Annotated in this window: 17 protein-coding genes; 9 read left to right on the forward strand and 8 right to left on the reverse strand. The window is 73.5% G+C overall.

Translation table 11 applies throughout. The features are described from left to right. The first annotated feature begins 30 nt into the window (after positions 1-30). Complete coding sequence (locus ABZ919_RS30835) at positions 31-2,469, forward strand: HAD-IC family P-type ATPase (RefSeq protein ID WP_361254014.1); 2,439 nt, start codon at positions 31-33, stop codon at positions 2,467-2,469. Here ABZ919_RS30835 and ABZ919_RS30840 read toward each other — a convergent pair. The 4 genes from ABZ919_RS30840 to ABZ919_RS30855 form a co-directional block, all read right to left on the reverse strand. Next, positions 2,435-3,265: a hypothetical protein gene (locus ABZ919_RS30840; protein ID WP_361254016.1), complete on the reverse strand. Its 831-nt coding sequence runs from the start codon at positions 3,263-3,265 to the stop codon at positions 2,435-2,437. The two genes, ABZ919_RS30835 and ABZ919_RS30840, sit on opposite strands and share 35 nt — an antisense overlap. 339 nt (positions 3,266-3,604) lie before the next feature. Next, positions 3,605-6,751 carry a molecular chaperone Hsp90 gene (locus ABZ919_RS30845; RefSeq protein ID WP_361254018.1) on the reverse strand — a complete coding sequence of 1,049 codons (3,147 nt, stop codon included), beginning with the start codon at positions 6,749-6,751 and terminating at the stop codon, positions 3,605-3,607. 89 nt (positions 6,752-6,840) lie between these two features. Then, positions 6,841-7,479, reverse strand: a complete 639-nt coding sequence (locus tag ABZ919_RS30850; protein ID WP_361254020.1) for a hypothetical protein — start codon at positions 7,477-7,479, stop codon at positions 6,841-6,843. Positions 7,480-7,834: 355 nt separating this feature from the next. After that, on the reverse strand, positions 7,835-8,761 hold the full coding sequence (locus ABZ919_RS30855) for a DUF3027 domain-containing protein (protein ID WP_361254022.1): 927 nt from the start codon (positions 8,759-8,761) through the stop codon (positions 7,835-7,837). A gap of 257 nt (positions 8,762-9,018) precedes the next feature. Here ABZ919_RS30855 and ABZ919_RS30860 point away from each other — a divergent pair, with 257 nt between their 5' ends. From ABZ919_RS30860 to ABZ919_RS30875, 4 genes are all read left to right on the forward strand, one after another. Further along, complete coding sequence (locus ABZ919_RS30860) at positions 9,019-10,419, forward strand: MFS transporter (protein WP_361254024.1); 1,401 nt, start codon at positions 9,019-9,021, stop codon at positions 10,417-10,419. A gap of 128 nt (positions 10,420-10,547) precedes the next feature. Then, positions 10,548-11,024 (forward strand): DUF2771 domain-containing protein, encoded by a 477-nt coding sequence (locus tag ABZ919_RS30865; protein ID WP_361254026.1) that lies wholly within the window; start codon positions 10,548-10,550, stop codon positions 11,022-11,024. Further along, positions 10,994-11,770: a futalosine hydrolase gene (locus ABZ919_RS30870; RefSeq protein ID WP_361254028.1), complete on the forward strand. Its 777-nt coding sequence runs from the start codon at positions 10,994-10,996 to the stop codon at positions 11,768-11,770. Before ABZ919_RS30865 ends, ABZ919_RS30870 begins: the two co-directional genes overlap by 31 nt. Continuing rightward, positions 11,733-12,647, forward strand: coding sequence for a 1,4-dihydroxy-6-naphthoate synthase (locus ABZ919_RS30875; protein WP_361254030.1), 915 nt, complete (start codon positions 11,733-11,735; stop codon positions 12,645-12,647). The genes ABZ919_RS30870 and ABZ919_RS30875 overlap by 38 nt, the downstream gene beginning before the upstream one ends. Positions 12,648-12,668: 21 nt before the next feature. Here ABZ919_RS30875 and ABZ919_RS30880 read toward each other — a convergent pair whose 3' ends face one another. Continuing rightward, positions 12,669-13,052: a cold-shock protein gene (locus tag ABZ919_RS30880; protein WP_361254033.1), complete on the reverse strand. Its 384-nt coding sequence runs from the start codon at positions 13,050-13,052 to the stop codon at positions 12,669-12,671. 187 nt (positions 13,053-13,239) lie between these two features. Between ABZ919_RS30880 and ABZ919_RS30885 the strand changes: the two genes are divergently transcribed. Then, positions 13,240-13,497 carry a hypothetical protein gene (locus ABZ919_RS30885; protein ID WP_361254035.1) on the forward strand — a complete coding sequence of 86 codons (258 nt, stop codon included), beginning with the start codon at positions 13,240-13,242 and terminating at the stop codon, positions 13,495-13,497. Here the strand turns inward: ABZ919_RS30885 and ABZ919_RS30890 are convergent. Continuing rightward, complete coding sequence (locus tag ABZ919_RS30890; protein WP_361254037.1) at positions 13,467-14,090, reverse strand: HAD family hydrolase; 624 nt, start codon at positions 14,088-14,090, stop codon at positions 13,467-13,469. The genes ABZ919_RS30885 and ABZ919_RS30890 overlap by 31 nt on opposite strands. Positions 14,091-14,154: 64 nt before the next feature. Next, on the reverse strand, positions 14,155-15,216 hold the full coding sequence (locus ABZ919_RS30895; RefSeq protein WP_361254039.1) for a hypothetical protein: 1,062 nt from the start codon (positions 15,214-15,216) through the stop codon (positions 14,155-14,157). Positions 15,217-15,391: 175 nt separating this feature from the next. Here ABZ919_RS30895 and ABZ919_RS30900 point away from each other — a divergent pair, with 175 nt between their 5' ends. After that, positions 15,392-18,154 carry a helicase C-terminal domain-containing protein gene (locus ABZ919_RS30900; protein WP_361254041.1) on the forward strand — a complete coding sequence of 921 codons (2,763 nt, stop codon included), beginning with the start codon at positions 15,392-15,394 and terminating at the stop codon, positions 18,152-18,154. A 65-nt stretch (positions 18,155-18,219) separates the two neighbouring features. Then, complete coding sequence (locus ABZ919_RS30905; RefSeq protein ID WP_361254043.1) at positions 18,220-19,863, forward strand: DNA repair helicase XPB; 1,644 nt, start codon at positions 18,220-18,222, stop codon at positions 19,861-19,863. Between the two features lie 22 nt (positions 19,864-19,885). On the opposite strand, the gene ABZ919_RS30910 is transcribed toward ABZ919_RS30905, so the two are convergent. Continuing rightward, a complete protein-coding gene (locus ABZ919_RS30910; protein WP_361254045.1) occupies positions 19,886-20,068 on the reverse strand; it encodes a hypothetical protein in 183 nt (60 codons plus the stop codon). A 436-nt stretch (positions 20,069-20,504) separates the two neighbouring features. On the opposite strand from ABZ919_RS30910, the gene ABZ919_RS30915 reads away from it, so the two are divergent. Next, positions 20,505-20,615: a keywimysin-related RiPP gene (locus ABZ919_RS30915; protein ID WP_361254047.1), complete on the forward strand. Its 111-nt coding sequence runs from the start codon at positions 20,505-20,507 to the stop codon at positions 20,613-20,615. The last annotated feature ends 30 nt before the right edge of the window (positions 20,616-20,645 follow it).

A 20,645-nucleotide genomic window follows, 5' to 3' on the forward strand; every position in this document is an offset into this window, starting at 1 on the left:
GTGGGCAGATCCACACGTACCGTCGAATGCATGAGCCATATAGACGCGGGTGCCGAACTCGACCCCGTGCACCCCGTGGCCCTGCCGAAGAGCCCCGCGGCCGGGCTGACCGGCGCCGAGGTGGCCGACCGCGTCAGCCGCGGCCTGGTCAACGACGTGCCCGTGCGCAGCAGCCGCTCGCTGGGCGAGATCGTCCGGGCCAACGTCTTCACCCGGTTCAACGCGATCATCGGCGTGCTCTGGCTGGTCATGCTGTGCGTCGCGCCGATCCAGGACAGCCTCTTCGGCTTCGTGATCCTCGCCAACACCGGCATCGGCATCCTCCAGGAGTGGCGGGCCAAGCAGACCCTCGACTCGCTCGCCGTGATCGGGGAGGCCCGGCCGACGGTGCGCCGGGACGGCCTGGCCACCGAGGTCGCCACGCACGAGATCGTCCTGGACGACCTGATGGAGGTCGGCCCCGGGGACAGGGCGGTGGTGGACGGCGTCTGCGTCGAGGCCGACGGGCTGGAGATCGACGAGTCGCTGCTCACCGGCGAGGCCGACCCCGTCGTCAAGCGCCCCGGCGACCCGGTCATGTCCGGCAGCTTCGTGGCCGCGGGCGGCGGCGCCTTCAAGGCGACCAAGGTCGGCCGCGAGGCCTACGCCGCCCAGCTCGCCGAGGATGCCTCCCGCTTCACGCTGGTCCACTCCGAGCTGCGCACCGGCATCTCCACGATCCTGAAGTACGTCACCTGGATGATGGTCCCGGCCGCGATCGGCCTGGTCGTCACCCAGCTGGTGGTGAAGAACGACGACTTCAAGGACGCCGTGGCCCGCACGGTCGGCGGTATCGTCCCGATGGTCCCGGAGGGGCTGGTGCTGCTCACCTCCGTCGCCTTCGCCATCGGCGTCATCCGGCTCGGCCGCAGACAGTGCCTGGTGCAGGAGCTGCCGGCGATCGAGGGGCTGGCCCGCGTCGACACCGTCTGCCTGGACAAGACCGGCACGCTCACCGAGGGCGGCATGGACGTCACCGAGCTGCGGCCGCTCGGCGGGGCCGACGAGGGCTACGTACGCAAGGTGCTCGGTGCGCTCGGCGAGTCCGACCCGCGCCCCAACGCCTCCCTCCAGGCGATCATCGACGCCTGTCCCGACAGCGAGGACTGGCGCTGCGTCGAGTCACTGCCCTTCTCCTCGGCCCGCAAGTACAGCGGCGCCGCGTTCAGCGAGGCCGACGGCGAGATCAGCACCTGGCTGCTCGGCGCGCCCGACGTCCTCCTCTCCGACGGCGACCCGGCCCTGGCCGAAACCGAGCGCCTCAACGAGCAGGGCTTGCGGGTGCTGCTGCTCGCCCGTGCGAAGCGGGACCTGGACGACACCGAACCGGCCCGCGACGCCCGCCCCGCCGCCCTCGTCGTCCTGGAGCAGCGGCTGCGGCCCGACGCCGGCGACACCCTGCGCTACTTCGCGGACCAGAGCGTGCGGGCCAAGGTCATCTCCGGCGACAACGCGGTGTCGGTCGGTGCGGTCGCGGCCAAGCTGGGCCTGGAGGGCACGACGGTCGACGCGCGGCACCTGCCCGCCGACCGGGCCGGGATGGCGGGCGCGCTGGACAAGGGGACCGTCTTCGGGCGGGTCACCCCGCAGCAGAAGCGGGACATGGTGGGAGCGCTGCAGTCGCGCGGGCACACGGTCGCGATGACCGGCGACGGCGTGAACGACGTGCTCGCGCTGAAGGACGCCGACATCGGGGTCGCCATGGGCTCCGGCTCGGAGGCGACGCGGGCGGTGGCGCAGATCGTGCTGCTGGACAACAGCTTCGCGAGCCTGCCGTCGGTGGTGGGCGAGGGCCGCCGGGTGATCGGCAACATCACGCGGGTGGCGACGCTGTTCCTGGTGAAGACCGTCTACTCGGTGCTGCTGGCCGTCCTCGTGGTGTGCGCACAGGTCGAGTACCCCTTCCTGCCCCGGCACCTGACCCTGCTGTCCACCCTCACCATCGGCGTCCCGGCGTTCTTCCTGGCCCTGGCCCCCAACAAGGAGCGGGCGAGACCGCACTTCGTGCGCAGGGTCATGCGGTACTCGGTGCCGGGGGGCGTGGTGGCCGGGGTGGCCACCTTCGTGACCTACCTGATCGCCCGCGTCCACTACACGGGACCGGGCCAGCTGGACGCGGAGACCAGCGCGGCCACCCTGACGCTGTTCCTGGTCTCCCTGTGGATCCTGGCGATCGTCGCCCGCCCCTACACCTGGTGGCGGGTGGTCCTGGTGGCCGCGATGGCCGCGGCGTTCCTGCTGGTCCTGGCCGTCCCGGCGCTGCAGGGCTTCTTCGCGCTGAAACTGGTGGGTGTCACGATGCCGTGGACCGCCGTCGGCATCGCGGTGGTGGCGGCGGCCGCCCTGGAGTTCCTGTGGAAGTGGGTCGACCGCCGCTTTCCCGACCAGGCGGGGGTTACTTCACGCCGACGTAGACACCCGTGGCGCTGACCGCCGGGGTCGTCGAGGTGCCGGCGAAGGAGTAACGCCAGTAGCCGCTGTAGTTCACGGTGGCGCTGGTCTTCAGGTTGCCGTACGAGTCCGTGTACACCGTCTTGATCGTGGTGTACGTGGTGGTGCCGGCCTTGCGGAACTGGAGCTTGACCGGCTGGTTGGCGTAGCCGTGGTACAGGTTGTCGTCCCAGTCGGCGCGGGAGAGCTTGCCGGACGCCGTGAAGGTCTTGCCCTTGTAGACGGACGTCGAGCTCACGGTGGTCGTCAGCTTGGAGTAGCGCTGCACCAGGGTGGTGCCCAGGCCGCTCTGGTCCTTGTAGCCGACCTTGCTCATGTCGGGGTTCTGCTGGTCCTGGCCGTTGAAGGCGACGGCCTCGGCGGCCACGTTCCAGGTGCCGGCGTCCGCGATCTTCGGGTCGGCGTCGGTCGGATAGATGTTGATGGAGCCCTTGCAGGTGGCCGTCGTCGACGAGGTGGCGGTGCAGGTCGCCGGGTCGTCGCCGTAGAGCTCGGGCGACGTGTCGCTGTAGGTGCCGTGGTACAGGAAGGCGTCCGTGTAGAAGTCGCTCGCGGCGATGTTCACGTCGGAGCCGTGCGTCAGCGTGTACGAGTACGAGACGCTGACCTCGTTGGTGGTGCCCACCTTGACCGCCTTGGCGATCGAGACGTTGGAGAAGCTTGCGTTCAGCGTGTACGGCGCGCCCGAGTCGGTGACGGCCTGTGCGGCCGGTACGGCGAGGGCGGAGAGGGCCAGGGCGCCGGAGACGGCGGCCACGATGGCACGTATGCGCATGTACGTTCCCCTGGAGGGATAAGAGATCGTGGAGTCGGTTGACTCACGCGATCAGATCCGTGGCACCCGGGACTGGTTGTACGGCCGAGGCGGTTCCCGGCCAGATTTGGGCGGCGCATTGCCAGGTCATGGCTCAAGTGAGAAGAAACGTTCCGGCCCGGGGCGGCAGACGCCTCCCGGGCCGTCACGGCACCTACCGCGCGTCGGCGTGGTCACCCGCGGCGCAGACCGCCGGGGCGGTCGAGGTGCCCGCCGAAGGAGGAGCTGGTGCTGCGACCGGAAAGGTTCACCGGCTCGCGACGCCCGCGAGCTTTCCGGCAGACCTTTCCGGTCCCAGCACTAGTCGAACCAGCGGTCCCGGGCCAGTTCCTCCGTCCGGGACGGGTCCTCCAGCAGGGCCGCCACCTCGAAGCGCCGCGGCCACTGCCCCGCCGCCCAGGCCAGCCCCGCGGCGACGCCCTCCAGCGTGGCCGCGTGCAGCACCCCGTCGTCGGTGAGCCGCCAGTCGATCTCCACGCCGTCCACGACCAGTTCCTCGTGCTCGACGTACGTCTCGGGAGTCCGCGGCCCGAGCAGCACCCGCACCGGCTCCGGCACCTCGTGCTCGGCCCCCTCGGAGTGCACCTCACCGGTCACGGACTCGCTGAGCCGGCGCACCTGGAACAGCTCCGCCAGCTCCGCGGCCCGCGCGGAGCGGACGGGCAGCAGTGGCATCCCGGAGGTGAACGGCAGCAGATCGGGCGAGTCGACCACGACGGCCTCGCCCGCGTCCACGACCTCCACCCGTCCGTCGACCACGGCCCGCAGCTCGTCCGGCAGGGTCACCTGCTCCGGGTCCAGCTCCGCCAACGCCCCGTACAGCCCGTGCAGCTGGGCCGGGGTGACCGGACGACCGGGGTCGGCCAGCCGGTCCAGCAGCTCCGCGGCGCCGCCGGGCTCGTCCAGCAGGGCCGCGACGGAGGTGCGCACGCCCAGGGCACGCAGCACCTGCTCGTCCTCGAAGCCGGTGGCGTCGGCCTCGTCGTACAGGCCGCGCAGCAGCGGGTCCCCGCCGGCCACCAGGAGACCGGCGGGACGGCGGCCGTCGAGGACCGGGTGGCCGCGCAGCCACCAGGCCGTGTACGGCCGTACGACCTCGTGCGTGCCGTCGTGCAGCAGGATGCGGACCTGCTGGGTGAGGGCGTCCCGCAGCGGCGGCCGGGCGAGCAGCGCGAGCGCCTGCGGCCAGTGCTCGTCGTCCACCAGGTCCAGGTCGCGTACGGCGACCAGCTCGGTGGCGACGGGAGGCACCGGGCTGTCAGGGAAGCGGTCGAGGATGTCCTCGCACCAGACGTCCACGGCGTCCAGCAGCCCGGCGTCGTCGGGCTCGGCGAAGTCGCCCTCCCGGGGCTCCAGTTCGTCCGGGTCGAGGACGACGTCGGTGGCCCGGACGAGCGCGAAGTCCGCGAGCACCCCACAGGCGGCCAGCGGCTGTGCGCCCCACTTCTGCGCCAGATCGTGGTCCACGGCGGCGAGCTCACCCTCGCGGATCACCTGGGCGAAGGGGCTGCCGGGGAGGACGAGTTCACCGGCGGGGGCGAGTTCACCGTCCTCGTCGGGCAGCGCGAGGGCCCCCAGCCAGGGCTCGTCCCCCGGCTCCAGCCCCGCGTCCCGGACCAGCGCCAGAACGGTGTCGGCCAGCTCCTCCGCGTCCGGTGCGTCCTCCTCCCAGCCCAGGGCGCCCTCCTCGTCCAGCGAGGCGGCGACGGCGGCCCGCACCTGCGGGGTGGTGAGCACCGCGCGCGGTGTGGCGGGCAGCGCGCCCAGCTTCTCCAGCAGCGGGTGCGCGGCGTCCTCGTGGGCCACCTTCAGCCCGAGCCGCCCCAGCACCTCCGGGTCGACCAGGGCGGCGTCCGGGGAGGGCAGGAGGACCCGCCGGGGCCCGATCGTGGTCCTCCCGTCCGCAAGCGGCACCGGCAGCCCGGACAGCCGGTCGGGGTCGACCCCGGCGAGGCTGTCGTAGAGGCGCCACCACCAGTCGGGGTCCTTCTCCAGCCCGGCCAGCCGGTCGACGGCGTCGGCGAGGGGCAGCCGGGCGACGCCGAGGGTGCGCAGCTCGGCCCGGCGCTCCAGGCCGGCCGGCAGCAGGGTGGGCAGCACCTCGGCGAGCACCCGCACGGTGTCCGCCCCGGCGCCCTCCACGACCTCGGCGTCCCGGGGGCGCAGCGCCTCGGGGAGTTCGTCGTCGCCCTTCGCGGACACGGCCGGGGGCAGGAAGGCGGTGCGCGGCAGCCGCTCCAGCACGGCCTGGCGCAGCGCCGCGTCCAGCTCGCCCTTGCCGAGGGGGCCCGGGACGAGGTCGATGATCCCGTCCGTCACCGGCCGCCAGCCGGCGAGCAGTTCGGCGTAGGCGTCGGCCGCGCGCCGCACCAGGAAGTCGGTGAGCGGCCCGGGAGCCGGGTGCCGACGGGTGGCGTCGAGGGGGAAGGAGGCGATGAGGAGAGCGGGCACGCCGAGGGGTTCGTCGCTGGGGGTGGGCGCGTGCACCACGGCGGCCGTCCGCGGCCGCACCGGACGCCCGGCCTCGTCCTCCGGTACGGCCCAGGTCACCGACCAGTGGGGCCGCAGCCGTTCCTCCACCGGCCGGTCGGCGAGCAGGTCTGCGGAGAGCGGCCCGTGCGCGGAGGCGGTACGCCACCGGGTCGTCCCCTCCCGCGAGTCCTCCACGACCGTCAGGGCGCCCTCGGTACGCCGGCGGAGCACGCGCGGCGCCTGCTCCCCCGCCTCGACCACGACCTCCTCCAGACCCGGCAGGGTGAGGAGCAGCGCGTCGTCGACGGCGTTCAGCAGCCGCTCGGCGAGATCGGCGGCGGCCGCGTCCCGCAGCGGCAGGATGACGGCGGTGTCGTACGGCTCCGGGGCGCTGCCCTCGGCGGCGAACGGCAGCCGGAGCAGCGGCACGTGCCCGTCCCGGCGCCGGATCTCGTCCCCCAGCCCCGGGCTGTGCCGGGCGGTCTCGGCGGCCAGCTCGCGCGCCTCGGCGAGGGACCACCGGACACCGCCGTGCCGGCCCACGATCGCGGGCTCGTCCGTCACCGAGAGCACGGCGGCGAACCCCACGCCGAACCGTCCGACGGCGCCCTGGGTCACCTCGACGTCCCGCTTGGCCGAGGCCCGCAGCGTGGACAGCGACTCGACGCCGGCCGCGTCCAGCGCGGCACCGGTGTTGGCGGCGACGAGGACGCCGTCGCGGAGGGTGAGCCGCAGCCGCCCCGGCACCCGTGCCCGGGCGGCGGCGTCGGCGGCGTTCTGGGCCAGTTCGACCACGAGCCGGTCCCGGTAGCCGCCCAGGACCAGGTCCTCCTCGGCGTTGGCGTCCTCGCGGAACCGGGCGGGGCTGGTGGCCCAGGCGTCGAGGACACCACGGCGCAGCCGGGCCGTCCCGAAGGGATCGGCGCCCTCAGCCGCCGGCCGCACGTAGTTGCTGCTCACGTTCACTCTCCTCATGGCGCGTGAGCACGAAGGTACAGCGCGGGTGCCGGTGCCGGGGCCGGGGTGTCCGGGCGGCGGGCGGCGGGCGGGCGGCGGGCCCGGGTTCAGCCGCCGAGCACGGGCAGGGAGACGCCGCAGCGCACGGGCTGTGCGTGGGCGGGATCGAGGGCGTTGCGGACGAGTTGGAGGGCGTTGGAGTCGTAGGTGATCGACACGTGCTCGGAGGCGTCCTGGCCGCAGAGGTCCTGGATCGTGATGTTGCGGACGGTGGCGCCGGGGCCCGCGGTCAGGAACTGGTGCTCATAGGGCGTGACGACCTCGTCGTACCGGGTGGCGACGACGGTGTAGTCGACTCCCGGCCGGGTGTCCCCGTCACGGTCCAGGCTCGTGTTCACCTCGGAGCCGGCCAGCTGGTCCTGGTACGCCCGGCCGAGGACGAGGGACGCGGGCCTGTCGAGCCCCAGCATCGTGGTCAGGGTGCCGATGCCGGAGCCGGTCGTGCCGTGGTTGGAGGGCGCCAGGCCGATGAGGGCGTGGACCTTGTTCCGTTCCGGGTGCGCGGGGTCGGTGCCGCCCTCGAACCGCAGGTACCAGCGGGGCAGCGGACCGCCGCCCTGGGAGTGCCGAGCGCCACTGGAGAAGACAGGATCCTCCCCTGCGGGGCCGGGGGCGCGGGGCTGCCCGCCGCGGCTGCCGTGCCCTGCCCGACGCCCACCGCCAGCGTCAGCGCCAGCCCGGCGCACACCGCGGTCCACCTGCCGTGCCGCAGGCCCGGCCCTCCCCGCGAAACACACCGGTCCGCCATCGGGCCACTCCTCGCCTCGGGGCCGGCCGCGCGCCGACTCGGTGATGATCAAGGAGGGGACCGCGGTGGTGCTCGGCGGCGGGGCGCGGCACCTCCTATGGAGCAGCCGGGTTCATCCGGTCGGCGGTCGGCCGGTGAGGCCTGCGGAAGGGCAGGCCGGTGGGCTGCCCGGACGGCGCGGTGGCGTGTCCGCCACCGGACCGCACCGGTACGCGACTTGGGCCGCCGGCGTGAGAGAGGCGCGCCCCCTCCGCCGCGCGAGTCCGGCGCCCGGCCGGGGTCGCCCCACGTCGTCAGGAGTGACCCAGTTCCGCCGTCTCGTCGTCGCCCGCCTCCGGGACCGAGCCCGAGTCACGGGCCGGACGGAGCGGGAAGGGGTCGACCCTCGTCTCGTCGACGACCGGCGCCGCCGGCTGCGGAGGCTTGGGCATGACCGCCGCCTCCGAGTGACCACCGCAGCCGTAGCCGAGGGAGACCACGTGGCCGTCGGCCGGGGAGAACTCGTTGGCGCACACGCCGAAGGCCTGGCCGAGGAAGCCGCCGATGGGGATCAGGAAGCCGCAGCTCATACAGGTGGCCGGGGCCGCCTGGGCCATCGGGGTCTTCGGGCCGAACGACTCCTCCCAGCGGTCGGCGGCGGCGCGCAGGCCGTAGCGGGACAGAACGCGCGCCCGGCGCATGCCCAGTTCCTCCGCCACCCCGGCGATCGAGCCGCGGGAGGGGATCGTGGGCTGGGCGGCCGGGGTGCCGGGGCTGACGTCGGCGTCCTCGGCCTCCGCCAGCTCCGCCATCTCCTCGGAGACCGCCGAGTTGGGCGGCGGCTCCTCCTCGCCGCTGTAGCCGGGCTCCAGGCGCAGGTCGTCCTGGTCGGTGGGGAGCAGATCGCCGGGGCCGAGGTCGCCGGGGCGCAGGCGCTCGCTCCACGGCACCCACTCCGGCGCGAGCAGCGCGTCGGGGCCGGGGAGGAGGACCACCTCGTCGAGGGTGACGATCTTGGCGCGGGAGGCGCGGGCCACGGTGGCCGCCCAGCGCCAGCCCCGGTAGCCGAGTTCCTTGCACTCGAAGAAGTGCGTGACAACGCGGTCGCCCTCGGAGACAAGGCCGACGTGCTCGCCGACCACGCCGGGGGCGGCGGCCTCCTCGGCGGCGGCCCGGGCGAGATCGACCGCCTCGGCGCACAGGCGGTCGGGGGTGCGGCTTCGCGTGGTCGCTGCGCTCACAGGTATCGCTTCTCTCCTACGCCGTCTCGTCGAGTGCGGCTGCCTTCCACGGGCCTGCCGACGGAGCGGACCGGGGGGCCGCATCGACGTCATGCATCCGCGCGCTCGGGCGCACCTCTGCCATCCATTCTGCGTTATGGCTGAGATACGCACGCTACACCGAACGGGATTCGTCGCCGCCATGCGGCAGGTTTTCGCACCGGCCCAACCGCCCCGTCCGCGCCGTACCGCACTATCCCTCGCCTTCTCGGGGCACTATGAAGCACGTGGCGACCGCGGACAGGCGTGGTGTTCGGGGTGGCGGTGCGAGCCGGGTCGGCGGCGCCGTCCGTTCCGTCGGGCGTGCCCTGCACTCTCCGGTCACCGGCGCCGCACGCGGGATCCGCAGGGCCACACACGCGAACGGGGCGGGCGAGTCGGGGCTCGGCCAGCTGATCGAGCTGCACGCGGTGAACGGCGCCGGCGACGTCATGGTCACCGTTGCGCTCGCCTCCACGGTGTTCTTCTCGGTGCCGACCGACGAGGCCCGTGGACGGGTCGCGCTCTACCTCGCCATCACGATGGCGCCCTTCACCGTGCTCGCGCCGGTGATCGGCCCGCTCCTGGACCGGCTTCCGCACGGGCGCCGTGCCGCGATGGCCGGGGCCATGCTGGCGCGTGCCCTGCTCGCCCTGGTGATCTCGGGCGCCGTGGCGAGCGGCAGTCTGGAGCTGTATCCCGCCGCGCTGGGCGTGCTGGTCGCCTCGAAGGCGTACGGCGTGGTGCGCAGTGCCGTCGTACCGCGGTTGCTGCCACCCCGGTTCTCGCTGGTGAAGGCCAACTCGCGGGTCACCCTGGCAGGGCTGCTGGCCACCGGTGTCGCCGCGCCGGTCGCGGCGGGGCTGCACAGGTTCGGCGATCCCTGGCCGCTGTACGGCGCCTTCGTGATCTTCGTCGCGGGAACGCTCCTGTCGTTCTCCCTGCCGTCCAAGGTGGACTCGGCCAAGGGCGAGGACGTGGCACTGCTCGCGGCCGACGAGCAGCATCTGCACGGCCCGCAGCGCAGGAGGGAGCAGGTGAGGCGGCCGGGGCTGCGGACCGTGGGGCCCGCCGTGACGCACGCGCTCGGCGCCAACGCCGCCCTGCGCTGCCTGTCCGGCTTCCTGATCTTCTTCCTCGCCTTCCTGCTGCGCGAGCACCCGCTGACCGGTGAGAGCGCGGCCGTCTCGCTCGGGATGGTCGGCGTCGCCGCCGGTGCGGGCAACGCGCTGGGTACGGCCGTCGGGTCCTGGCTGAAGTCACGCGCCCCGGAGATCATCATCGTGACCGTCGTGGCGGTGGTGCTCGGCACGGCGATCGTGGCCGCCCTGTTCTTCGGGGCGTTCCTGGTGACCTGCCTCGCGGCCGTCGCCGGGTTCGGGCAGGCGCTGGCCAAGCTGGCCCTGGACGCGCTGATCCAGCGGGACGTGCCGGAGCCGGTGCGCACCTCGGCGTTCGCCCGGTCGGAGACGCTGCTGCAGATGGCCTGGGTGTTCGGCGGCGCCGTCGGCATCGTGCTGCCGCTCGACGGCACCGTCGGCCTGCTGATCGGCGCGCTCTTCGTGGCCGTCGGCTGGCTGGCCACCCTGAAGGGCCTGCTGGCCTCGGCCCGCCACGGCGGCCGCCCCCGCGTGACGTGATCCACCGCGGCGCCCCGGCATAACGAACCGGACACGGTTCCCCCGGCCACCGGCACGGCTGGCGTAACGAACCGGGCACGCCGCACCCCACGTGGGCGGACGGCTCGGGGCCCCGATAGCCTTCGGCCATGACCACGCTGCAATCCGTTGTGCGACGCCGCCGCGCCGTCGCCGCCGCCGGCGCCGTTTCCGCCGGACTGCTCGTTCTGTCGGCCTGCGACAAGCCGACGCCCGTCGCGACGGTCACCGTCGGCGACAGCTCGGTCCACTCCGAGGCCATGTGCTACAACGACGGCAACGCGCTGGACACCAAGTCGCTGACCAAGTGCGTCAAGAACGTCAACAACGCCAAGTCGATCACGGTGGACCAGGACAACACGGTCCGCTTCGGTGTCGACCCGAAGATCGCGGACGCCGGCTGGGTCCTCCTGGTGAACGGCCAGCAGTTCACCGACGTCAGCAAGAAGACCTACCGCACCGTCCCCGGCAGCGCCTTCTTCAACCAGCAGTACGGCACCCAGGGCGACACCAACACGGTCACCATCCGCATGGGCGAGAAGTCCAACCAGGGCATGTGGTCGTTCAAGTTCAAGAAGGCCTCCTGACCACGCCTTCCGCACGCGTCCTCGTCGCCACCGCGGTCCCCGTCGAGCGGGACGCGGTGGCCCGGGCGTTCTCGGGGGCGGCGACCGGGGTACGGCTCCCCGGTGCGCTCCTGTGCCGCACCGCCACCGGCTGTGATCTGCTCGCCGCCGGTGTCGGCCCGGCCCTCGCCGCCGCCTCCACCGCAGCCGCCCTGACCGCCGCCGCCCTCGAGGGCGCCGCGTACGACCTGGTCGTCTCGGCGGGGATCGGCGGGGGCTTCCAGCCCGGGGCGCCCGTCGGCTCGCTCGTCGTCGCCGACGCGATCACCGTGGCCGACCTGGGCGCCGAGACCGCCGACGGCTTCCTCGCGGTCACCGAGCTGGGCTTCGGGACCGTCACCCACCGACCGCCGCGGCCGCTCGTGCGCGCCGTGGCCGAGGCGACCGGAGCACGCACGGGCACGATCCTCACCGTCTCCACCGTCACCGGCACCGCCGCCCGGGCCGCCGCCCTCGGCGAGCGGCACCCCGGAGCGCTCGCCGAGGGCATGGAGGGCTTCGGGGTGGCGGAGGCGGCCGCCGCGCACGGGGTGCCGGTGCTGGAGATCCGCGCGGTGTCCAACCCGGTCGGCCCGCGCGACCGCGCCGCCTGGCGCATCGGCGACGCCCTCACCGCCCTCACCGAGGCCTTCGGGAAGCTCGCCCCCGTACTGGAGAGTTGGAACGCACATGACGCAGTTGCCGCACACGACGCCCGAGGCCGGTGAGCAGCGGGAAGCGCTGAAGATCGCGTACTCCCCCTGCCCCAACGACACCTTCGTCTTCGACGCCCTGGCCCACGGCCGCGTCCCCGGCGCCCCCGCGCTGGACGTGACCTTCGCCGACATCGACATCACCAACGGCATGGCCGAGCGCGGCGAGTTCGACGTGCTGAAGGTGTCGTACGCCGTCCTGCCGTACGTCCTCGGCACCTACACGCTGCTGCCGTGCGGCGGTGCGCTGGGGCGGGGCTGCGGGCCGCTGGTGCTGACGCGCGGACCCGGAGCCGGGGGTGCCTCCCACGCGTTCGGCAGCGGGGGGCTCACCGGCCGTACGGTCGCCGTCCCGAGCGAGAGGTCGACCGCCTATCTGTTGTTCCGCCTGTGGGCGGCGGACGCCTTTCCCGGCGGGGTCGGCGAGATCGTCGTGATGCCGTTCCACGAGATCATGCCGGCCGTGCGGGACGGCAAGGTGGACGCCGGTCTCGTCATCCACGAGGCCCGGTTCACCTACCGGAACTACGGTCTGCACAAGCTCGCCGACATGGGCGAGCACTGGGAGCAGACCACCGGGCTGCCGATCCCGCTCGGCGCGATCATCGCCAGGCGCTCGCTGGGCGCGCAGGCGCTGACGAGGCTGGCCGACTCCGTCCGCGCCTCCGTACGGGCCGCCTGGGACGACCCGGAGGCGTCCCGGCCGTACGTCATGGCGCATGCCCAGGAGATGGACCCGGCCGTGGCCGACCAGCACATCGGGCTGTACGTCAACGAGTTCACCGCCGGCCTCGGCGAGGACGGCTATGCCGCGGTCCGCGGGCTGCTCACACGTGCGGCGGCCGAGGGGCTCGTGCCACCCCTCGGCCCGGATGCGCTCGCGTTCCCGTGAGACGGGTCCCGTGGGACCGGCTCAGACGTCCAGCTGGTCGGCGACCGCCCGCAGCAGGCCGGCGATCTTCTTGCCTGACGCCCGGTCCGGGTAGCGGCCCTTCTCGAGCATCGGCGTGATGTTCTCGAGAAGGGTCGTCAGGTCCTGCACGATCGAGGCCAGCTCGTCCGGCTTCTTGCGCTGGGCGGCGGCGACGGAGGGCGCCGGCTCCAGCACGGTCACCGACAGTGCCTGGTCACCACGCTGACCGGCGACGACGCCGAACTCCACGCGCTGTCCCGGCTTGAGCGCATCGACTCCGGCGGGGAGAACCGAGGAATGGACGAAGACGTCACCGCCGTCGTCGCGGGAGAGAAAGCCGAAGCCCTTCTCGCTGTTGAACCATTTGACACGCCCGGTCGGCACCGTCTGTCCTCGTCCTCGTGCTAGTTGGGGAAACTGCTCGCTTCCAGTGCTTCCACTGCTTCGAAAGTGCTCTTGACAGCAGTAGAGCGGGTCGACCATGACCCGCCGCTACCAAGGCTAATGGTCTCGGGGCGGGTGACAAGACGTCCCCCGGTTGTTCTCTCGCGCTGGGAACTACCCTGGTCCGGTGCGTGACAAAACCCAAACGAATTCCGCCGCACCCGGTGACCGGCTGATCCGCGCCGGTGCGATCGTCTTCTTCCTGGGGGCCGTGGCCACTCTGGTCACAGTGGCCCCGCTGTTCCTCGGTGCAAAGCCTTTTCCGACGTACATGTTCGGTTTGAGCATGCTCATGGCCGTCGGTTTCCTCGTCGCCGGCGCGGGTGTCCTGCGGTCGATCGCCGCGGGCCGCCGTCAGGCGCGGGGAGCCTCGGCCTCCCGGTGACCGGCGAGCCACGCCGGGAAGGCGGACAGGTCGTCGAGGACGACGTCCGCCCCGGCGGCGCGCAGTTCGTCGGCAGGGCAGGGTCCGGTCGCCACGGCCACCGACAGGGCCCCCGCCGTACGGGCGCCGCGCACGTCCCCGACGTGGTCGCCGACGTACACGCCCGCCGCGTACGCGCGCAGCGCCTCCGCCTTCTGCTCGGCCCACAGGTCGCCCACGATCACGTCCGGCTCGATGCCGAGGTGGCCGAGGTGCAGCTTGGCGTTGGGCTCGTACTTCGCCGTGACGACCATCGTGCGTCCGCCGGCCGCGCGCACCGCGGCTATCGCCTCCCGGGCGCCGTCCATGGCCGGGGTCGCCGCGATGGCGATCGCCGGGTACATCTCCCGGTACAGGTCGGCCATCACGGGCACCTGCTCCTGCGGGAACCAGTTGACCAGCTCCTCCGCGAGGGGCGGCCCGAGCCGGGTCACCGCCAGGTCGGCGTCGATGTACGTCCCGGTCCGCTCCGACAGTGCCAGGTAGCAGGCGCGAATGCCCGGCCGGGAGTCGATGAGGGTCATGTCGAGGTCGAAGCCGACGGTGAATGTCATATGGGTCATTGTGGCAGCGCGGCGGGGTGTCCCATGTCTGTCGGGTGACCGGGGGACGCCCACCTCACCTGGTGCGCTGTGAGCGCCAGGCCAGGAACAGGGCGGAGGAGATCGCCGCGCCCCTGACCACCCACGGCCAGGTCCCCGCGACCGCGTCGTTCATGTGGCCCTGGGCGATCGGCGCGCCCCAGCGGCCGTTGACCCTGCCCCACAGCCACACCGTTCCCGCCGCGACCGCCGCACCCGGCAGGACCATCACGGCCCACTTGGTCTCCGCGGGCGTCAACCGCCGGGAGCCGTAGGCGATCGCCCAGCCGAGCAGCAGCGCGAACCAGTTCCCCAGCACCGCACCGGCGACCAGCGCGGCCGCGGCCAGGAGCAGCAGGGGGTTGGTCCAGCCGGCGGCGGGGCGGGGCAACAGGCGCCGGCGCGGGGCGGGTTCGGCCTCGGTGGCGTCCGCCTCCGGCACGGCGGCGGTACCGGAGGCGGGCTTCGCCGTCCTTTTCGTCGGCTTCGCCCCGTCTTCCGCCGGCCTGGTCTTCTCCTCCGCCGGCCTCGGCGGCCGCTTCAGCAGCTCCGGAATCTCCACACCCCCGACGAACCCCGGCACCGAGTCCGTCTCGGCAGCGACGCCGAAGGGGCCACCGCCGAGCCGCCACCAGTCCGGCTGCACGGCACTGTCGCCGAGTTCGTGCGCGGCGGCCAGGTGCGGCGGGGACGGTCCGTCGTCGCGTGCGGTGGTGGGCGCGGCGGGGCGGGGGCGTGGGACGACCCGGCGCAGGCCCTTCCGCCGCCCCCCGTCCGCTTCCGCGTCCGACGGCTCCGGCTTCGGCTCGCGGGGCGCGGGCTGGGCGGGCACGGCGGCGGCAGGGGACGGCGCGAAGCGTGCCGAGCCGGACGTGCCGCCCGCCGCCTCGACGACCTCGTCCGGGGTGCCCAGGCGGTCCAGGATGCGGCGCACCGCTGCGGGGCTGTCGACGGTCGCCCTGGCCCGGTGCCGGTCGATCTCGTTGCGCAGCTCCGACACGAGCCGCATCCGCGTGGCCGACGGCAGTTGCCGTTGCTGAGCGATGTCCCCGACACGGCTCAGGTACTCGTAGACCACCTGGTCGCTCTCGATCCCCAACAAAATCCCCTCCGGGGCGACGGCGATGAAACCCCGCTGAGGACGGTACCGCTTCTCCCCGGCCGCCCGGGGCCGGTGTCGCCGTCCGCCGGGCTCCGCGCCGCGAACACCCGTCCCCGTCCGCACACCACCTGCCCGCTCGGCTGGAACGTGCTCACCCGCTACCGTGGGTCAGATGAGCCAAGCGGCCCACCCAGCTCCCCGTTCCCTCGCGGAGGCGCTCCGCGCGCGGGACGACGCGTCCCTTGCCGCGCTGCTGCGCAGCCGCCCCGACCTCATCACGCCCGTCCCGACCGACCTGACCCAGCTGGCGACCCGCGCCGGCACCCGGGCCTCGGTGCTGCGCGCCCTGGAGCGGCTGGACCGGTTCGCGCTGCAGACGGCGGAGGCGCTGGCCGTCGCCCCGGACCCGGCGCCGTACGGCACGCTGCTCGGGCTGATGGCCGGGGACACCACGGACGCGACGGTCGCGGCCGCGCTGCCGCACGCCCTCGCCACGCTGCGCGAACAGGCCCTGGTGTGGGGTGACGACGAGCGGCTGCGGCTGGTCCGCACGGCCCGCGAACTCCTCGCGCCCTCCGCCCAGCACCCCTCCCCGACCGGGCTCGGGCCCACCGTGCAGGAGGCCACCTCGGGCATGTCGCCGGGCCGGATCCAGGAGATCGTCACGAGGGTCGGACTGCCCTCGACGCACGACTCGGTGTCCGCCGTGGCCGCGCTCACCGCGCTGTTCACCGACCGGAAGAAGATGGCCGCGCTGCTCGCCGACGCCCCGGAGCCGGCCGCCGAGGTGCTGTCCCGGCTGGTGTGGGGACCGCCGTACGGCCAGGTCACCGCGGACCCGGCCGCGCATCTGCGCTGGCTGCTGGACCGCGGTCTGCTGCTGCCGACCGCGCCCGGCACCGTCGTCCTGCCCCGCGAGGTGGCCCTGCATCTGCGTGAGGGCCGCGCCCACCAGGCGCCCGAGCCGCTGCCGCCCGCCGTCGAACCGGCCGCAACCCACGGTGCGCAGGTGGTGGACGCGACGGCGGCCGGGCAGGCCTACACCGCGCTCGCGACCGTCGAGGAGCTGCTGAAGGACTGGGACGAGGGCGGACCGGCGGTGCTGCGGGCCGGCGGGCTGAGCGTCCGTGACCTGAAGCGGACCGCCGTCGCCCTGGACGTGGCCGAGCCGGTCGCCGCGTTCTGGGTGGAGTTGGCGTACGCGGCCGGCCTGATCGCCTCCGACGGCGAGGCCGACGAGCGGTACGCGGCCACGCCCGCCTACGACGAGTGGCTGGAGCGGCCTGCCGCCGAGCGCTGGGCGCGGCTCGCGGAGGTCTGGCTGGCGGCCACCCGGACGCCGGGGCTGATCGGCGGGCGGGACGGGAAGGACCGTACGCTCGCGGCGCTCGGTCCGGGCCTGGACCGCTCGGCCGCGCCCGAGGTACGGCACCGGGTGCTGACCCTGCTGGCCGGACTGCCGGCGGGCGCTGCTCCCGGCATCGAGTCGGTGCTGGCCCGGCTGCGCTGGGAGCGGCCGCTGCGCGGGCCGCAGCGCGGGGACGGCGAGGAGGACCTGCGCTCCCGGCTGGCCCGCTGGAGCCTGGCCGAGGCCGAACTGCTGGGCGTCACCGGGCGGGGCGCGCTCTCCGCGCACGGGCGTGCGCTGCTGGGCGCCGCGGCGGCGGGCACCGGGACGGGCTCGCAGACCGCGCGGGGCACCCGCGGCAGCGCGGCCGCCCGCACCTCCTCGGGCGCCTCTGCCCCCGCGGTCGCCGGCGCGTTGCCGGGCGGCCCCGCGTCGCCGGGCACATCGTTCGCCGGGGCGTCCGCTCCTTCGGCCGCACGCACGTCCGGCGGCTCGCTCCGGTCCGTCGGCTCCGCCGGGCCGGACGACCCCGGCGGGCCTCTCGGCCCGGGCGACAAGCTGCCCGTCCACCATCACCAGCGGCCGGCCGCCGCTCCCGCCCCGCTCTCCCCCGCCGAGCAGGCCGTGGCGACGGCCGCCGCCGCCCGTCTGCTCGCACCGCTCCTGCCCGAACCGCTGGACCACGTCCTGCTGCAGGCCGACCTGACGGCGGTGGCGCCCGGGCCGCTGCGGCGTCCGCTCGCCGATCTGCTGGGCGTGCTCGCGGACGTGGAGTCCAAGGGCGGCGCGACCGTGTACCGCTTCACCCCGGCCTCGGTGCGGCGCGCCCTGGACGCCGGCCGCAGCGCCGCCGACCTGCACGCCTTCCTCGCCCAGCACTCGCGCACCCCGGTCCCGCAGCCGCTCGCCTATCTGATCGACGACGTCGCCCGCAAGCACGGGCACCTCAGGGTCGGCGCGGCCTCGGCGTACGTGCGCTGCGACGACGACACCCTGCTGAACGAGATCCTCGCCGACAGGCGCGCCGCGGTCCTGGGTCTGCGCCGCCTCGCCCCGACCGTGCTGGCCGCCCAGTCCGACCCGGCGACGCTGCTGGAGGGCCTGCGCACGATGGGCTACGCACCGGCCGCCGAATCCGCCGAGGGTGACGTCCTGATCGCCCGTGCGCACGCCCGCCGCACCCCGCCGCGCACCGCTCCCGAGCCGGTGCCGGACGGCCCGCCGCCGCCCGACGCCACGCTGCTCGGGGCGGCGATCCGCGCGATCCGGGCGGGCGACCTGGCCGCCACCGCCCCGCGCAAGCCGGTCGGCGAGGGCGGCGGTGGATCCGGCGGTGCGCCCCCGGCGGCCGGCGAGCTGCCCCGGACCTCCTCCGCCGAGACCCTCGCCACCATGCAGGCCGCCGTCCTGACCGGCGAGTCCCTGTGGATCGGTTACGTCAACGCAGAGGGCGGTGCCAGCCAGCGTGTCATCGCCCCGGTCCGCGTCGAGGGCGGTTTCGTCACGGCCTACGACCACACGGCGGACGAGGTGCGCACCTATCCGCTGCACCGGATCACGGGGGTGGCGGAGCTCGCGGAAGACTGAGGGTGATCGTCGGCGTTTGAGGCACACTGGATGTTTGGCCTTCGTGGAAAGGGTGTGTGCCGTACGTGAACGGACCGCTGATCGTCCAGTCCGACAAGACCCTGCTCCTGGAAGTCGACCATGAGCGGGCCGGCGACTGCCGTCGGGCCATCGCGCCGTTCGCCGAGCTGGAGCGGGCGCCCGAGCACATCCACACCTACCGGGTGACTCCGCTCGGCCTGTGGAACGCGCGCGCCGCCGGGCACGACGCCGAGCAGGTCGTGGACGCGCTAGTGCAGTACAGCCGGTACCCGGTGCCGCACGCGCTGCTGGTGGACATCGCCGAGACGATGGACCGGTACGGGCGGCTCACCCTCTCCAAGCACCCCGCGCACGGACTCGTGCTGAGCACCACCGACCGGCCGGTGCTGGAGGAGGTGCTGAAGTCCAAGCGGATCGCTCCGCTGGTCGGCGCACGGATCGACCCGGACACGGTCGTGGTGCACCCCTCGGAGCGCGGGCAGATCAAGCAGGTGCTGCTGAAGCTGGGCTGGCCGGCCGAGGACCTCGCCGGGTACGTCGACGGCGAGGCGCACCCGATCGAGCTGCTGGAGGACGGCTGGGCGCTCAGGCCGTACCAGAAGCAGGCCGTGGAGAACTTCTGGCACGGCGGCAGCGGTGTGGTCGTCCTTCCGTGCGGAGCCGGGAAGACGCTGGTCGGCGCCGGTTCGATGGCGCAGGCCAAGTCGACCACGCTCATCCTCGTCACCAACACCGTCTCCGCACGGCAGTGGAAGCACGAGCTGGTGAAGCGGACCTCGCTGACCGAGGACGAGATCGGCGAGTACAGCGGGACGAAAAAGGAGATCCGACCCGTCACGATCGCCACCTACCAGGTGCTGACGACCAAGCGGAAGGGCGTCTACCCCCACCTGGAGCTCTTCGACTCCCGGGACTGGGGCCTGATCGTCTACGACGAGGTGCACCTGCTGCCCGCGCCCGTCTTCAAGTTCACCGCCGATCTGCAGGCGCGGCGGCGGCTGGGCCTGACGGCGACCCTGGTCCGGGAGGACGGCCGGGAGTCGGACGTGTTCTCGCTCATCGGGCCGAAGCGGTTCGACGCGCCCTGGAAGGAGATCGAGGCGCAGGGTTACATCGCGCCTGCCGACTGTGTCGAGGTCCGGGTGAACCTGACGGACTCCGAGCGGCTGGCGTACGCCACGGCCGAGACGGAGGAGAAGTACCGCTTCTGTGCGACGACGGACACCAAGCGGAAGGTGACCGAGGCGATCGTGCGGCGGTTCGCCGGCCGGCAGATCCTCGTCATCGGGCAGTACATCGACCAACTCGACGAGCTGGGCGAGCACTTGAACGCCCCGGTGATCAAGGGCGAGACCTCCAACATCCAGCGGGAGAAGCTCTTCGACGCCTTCCGCGAGGGCGAGATCAGTGTGCTGGTCGTGTCGAAGGTCGCGAACTTCTCCATCGACCTGCCCGAGGCGACGGTCGCCATCCAGGTCTCCGGCACCTTCGGCTCCCGTCAGGAGGAGGCCCAGCGCCTCGGCCGCGTCCTGCGCCCGAAGGCCGACGGCCACCAGGCCCACTTCTACTCGGTCGTCGCCCGCGACACCATCGACCAGGACTTCGCCGCGCACCGGCAGCGCTTCCTGGCCGAACAGGGCTACGCCTACCGGATCGTGGACGCGGACGAGATCCTCTCCGAGGACTGAGCGGCGGCGAGGAGCAGCGGGGTCACTTGCGGCGCATGCCCGCTTCCTCGCCGTACTCACCGAGGATGATCACGCCGAACGCGGCCTCCGCGAACACCTTGATGGCGCGCAGGGCGTTGCCGAGCGGGTGGTGATGCGGGCCGTCCACGGCCGTGGCGCCGGCCGGCGGCCGGACGGGCGATGGGGAGATGGTTCCTGCGCTCATGTCTCCATGGTGGATCGCGGGGCATAAGGCCCGCATCGGTCTCCGGGGCCAGTCTGCCCGTTCTTCGCGTACCCCGCTGGGCGGAGCGCTCCCCCTACGCCGGGCGGCTTCGCCCCCTAGGGGTCCGCACGCGGAATCGCGGCCCGACCCCGGCCCACCCCCGCGCGAACCCCTCCCGCGCCCGCTCCCCTGCGGGCCTGTACGCCGCGCCGCCGCCCACGTGAAAACGTTCCTCCGGCACACGCCCCCGGCACCTGCGGAGCGCGGCCGGCGCCGGGCGGGCTCCCGTTCAGCGCTCGAACAAACCATGAATGAGCCGAATATTCGGACTATCCGACTGTTCTCTTCCGTCTTGTCGGACCGTACCGCTCCCCGGCTAGCTGGTGACCAGGCCGCCCTCCGGGGCGGAGGGACAACACGTGAGGAGAGACAGGTCATGAAGAAGGCGTACGAAGCACCGACCCTCGTCCGGCTCGGCTCCTTCCGCAAGGAGACCGGGTTCCTGCAGCGGCACGGCAACGACCGGCTCATCCTGAGCAAGAACTGACAGGGCGGCGAGTGAAGGTCTCTGACCTGA

It is taken from the genome of Streptomyces sp. NPDC046759 (genome assembly GCF_040645475.1).
Classification (GTDB): domain Bacteria; phylum Actinomycetota; class Actinomycetes; order Streptomycetales; family Streptomycetaceae; genus Streptomyces.

Excerpts from the sequence above, each read along its gene's own strand:
- ABZ919_RS30910 (WP_361254045.1), bottom strand. The coding sequence starts at position 20,068 with ATGAGCGCAGGAACCATCTCCCCATCGCCCGTCCGGCCGCCGGCCGGC.
- ABZ919_RS30875 (WP_361254030.1), top strand. The coding sequence starts at position 11,733 with ATGACGCAGTTGCCGCACACGACGCCCGAGGCCGGTGAGCAGCGGGAA.
- ABZ919_RS30865 (WP_361254026.1), top strand. The coding sequence starts at position 10,548 with ATGACCACGCTGCAATCCGTTGTGCGACGCCGCCGCGCCGTCGCCGCC.
- ABZ919_RS30860 (WP_361254024.1), top strand. The coding sequence starts at position 9,019 with ATGAAGCACGTGGCGACCGCGGACAGGCGTGGTGTTCGGGGTGGCGGT.
- ABZ919_RS30915 (WP_361254047.1), top strand. The coding sequence starts at position 20,505 with ATGAAGAAGGCGTACGAAGCACCGACCCTCGTCCGGCTCGGCTCCTTC.
- ABZ919_RS30845 (WP_361254018.1), bottom strand. The coding sequence starts at position 6,751 with ATGAGGAGAGTGAACGTGAGCAGCAACTACGTGCGGCCGGCGGCTGAG.
- ABZ919_RS30890 (WP_361254037.1), bottom strand. The coding sequence starts at position 14,090 with ATGACATTCACCGTCGGCTTCGACCTCGACATGACCCTCATCGACTCC.
- ABZ919_RS30835 (WP_361254014.1), top strand. The coding sequence starts at position 31 with ATGAGCCATATAGACGCGGGTGCCGAACTCGACCCCGTGCACCCCGTG.
- ABZ919_RS30900 (WP_361254041.1), top strand. The coding sequence starts at position 15,392 with ATGAGCCAAGCGGCCCACCCAGCTCCCCGTTCCCTCGCGGAGGCGCTC.
- ABZ919_RS30840 (WP_361254016.1), bottom strand. The coding sequence starts at position 3,265 with ATGCGCATACGTGCCATCGTGGCCGCCGTCTCCGGCGCCCTGGCCCTC.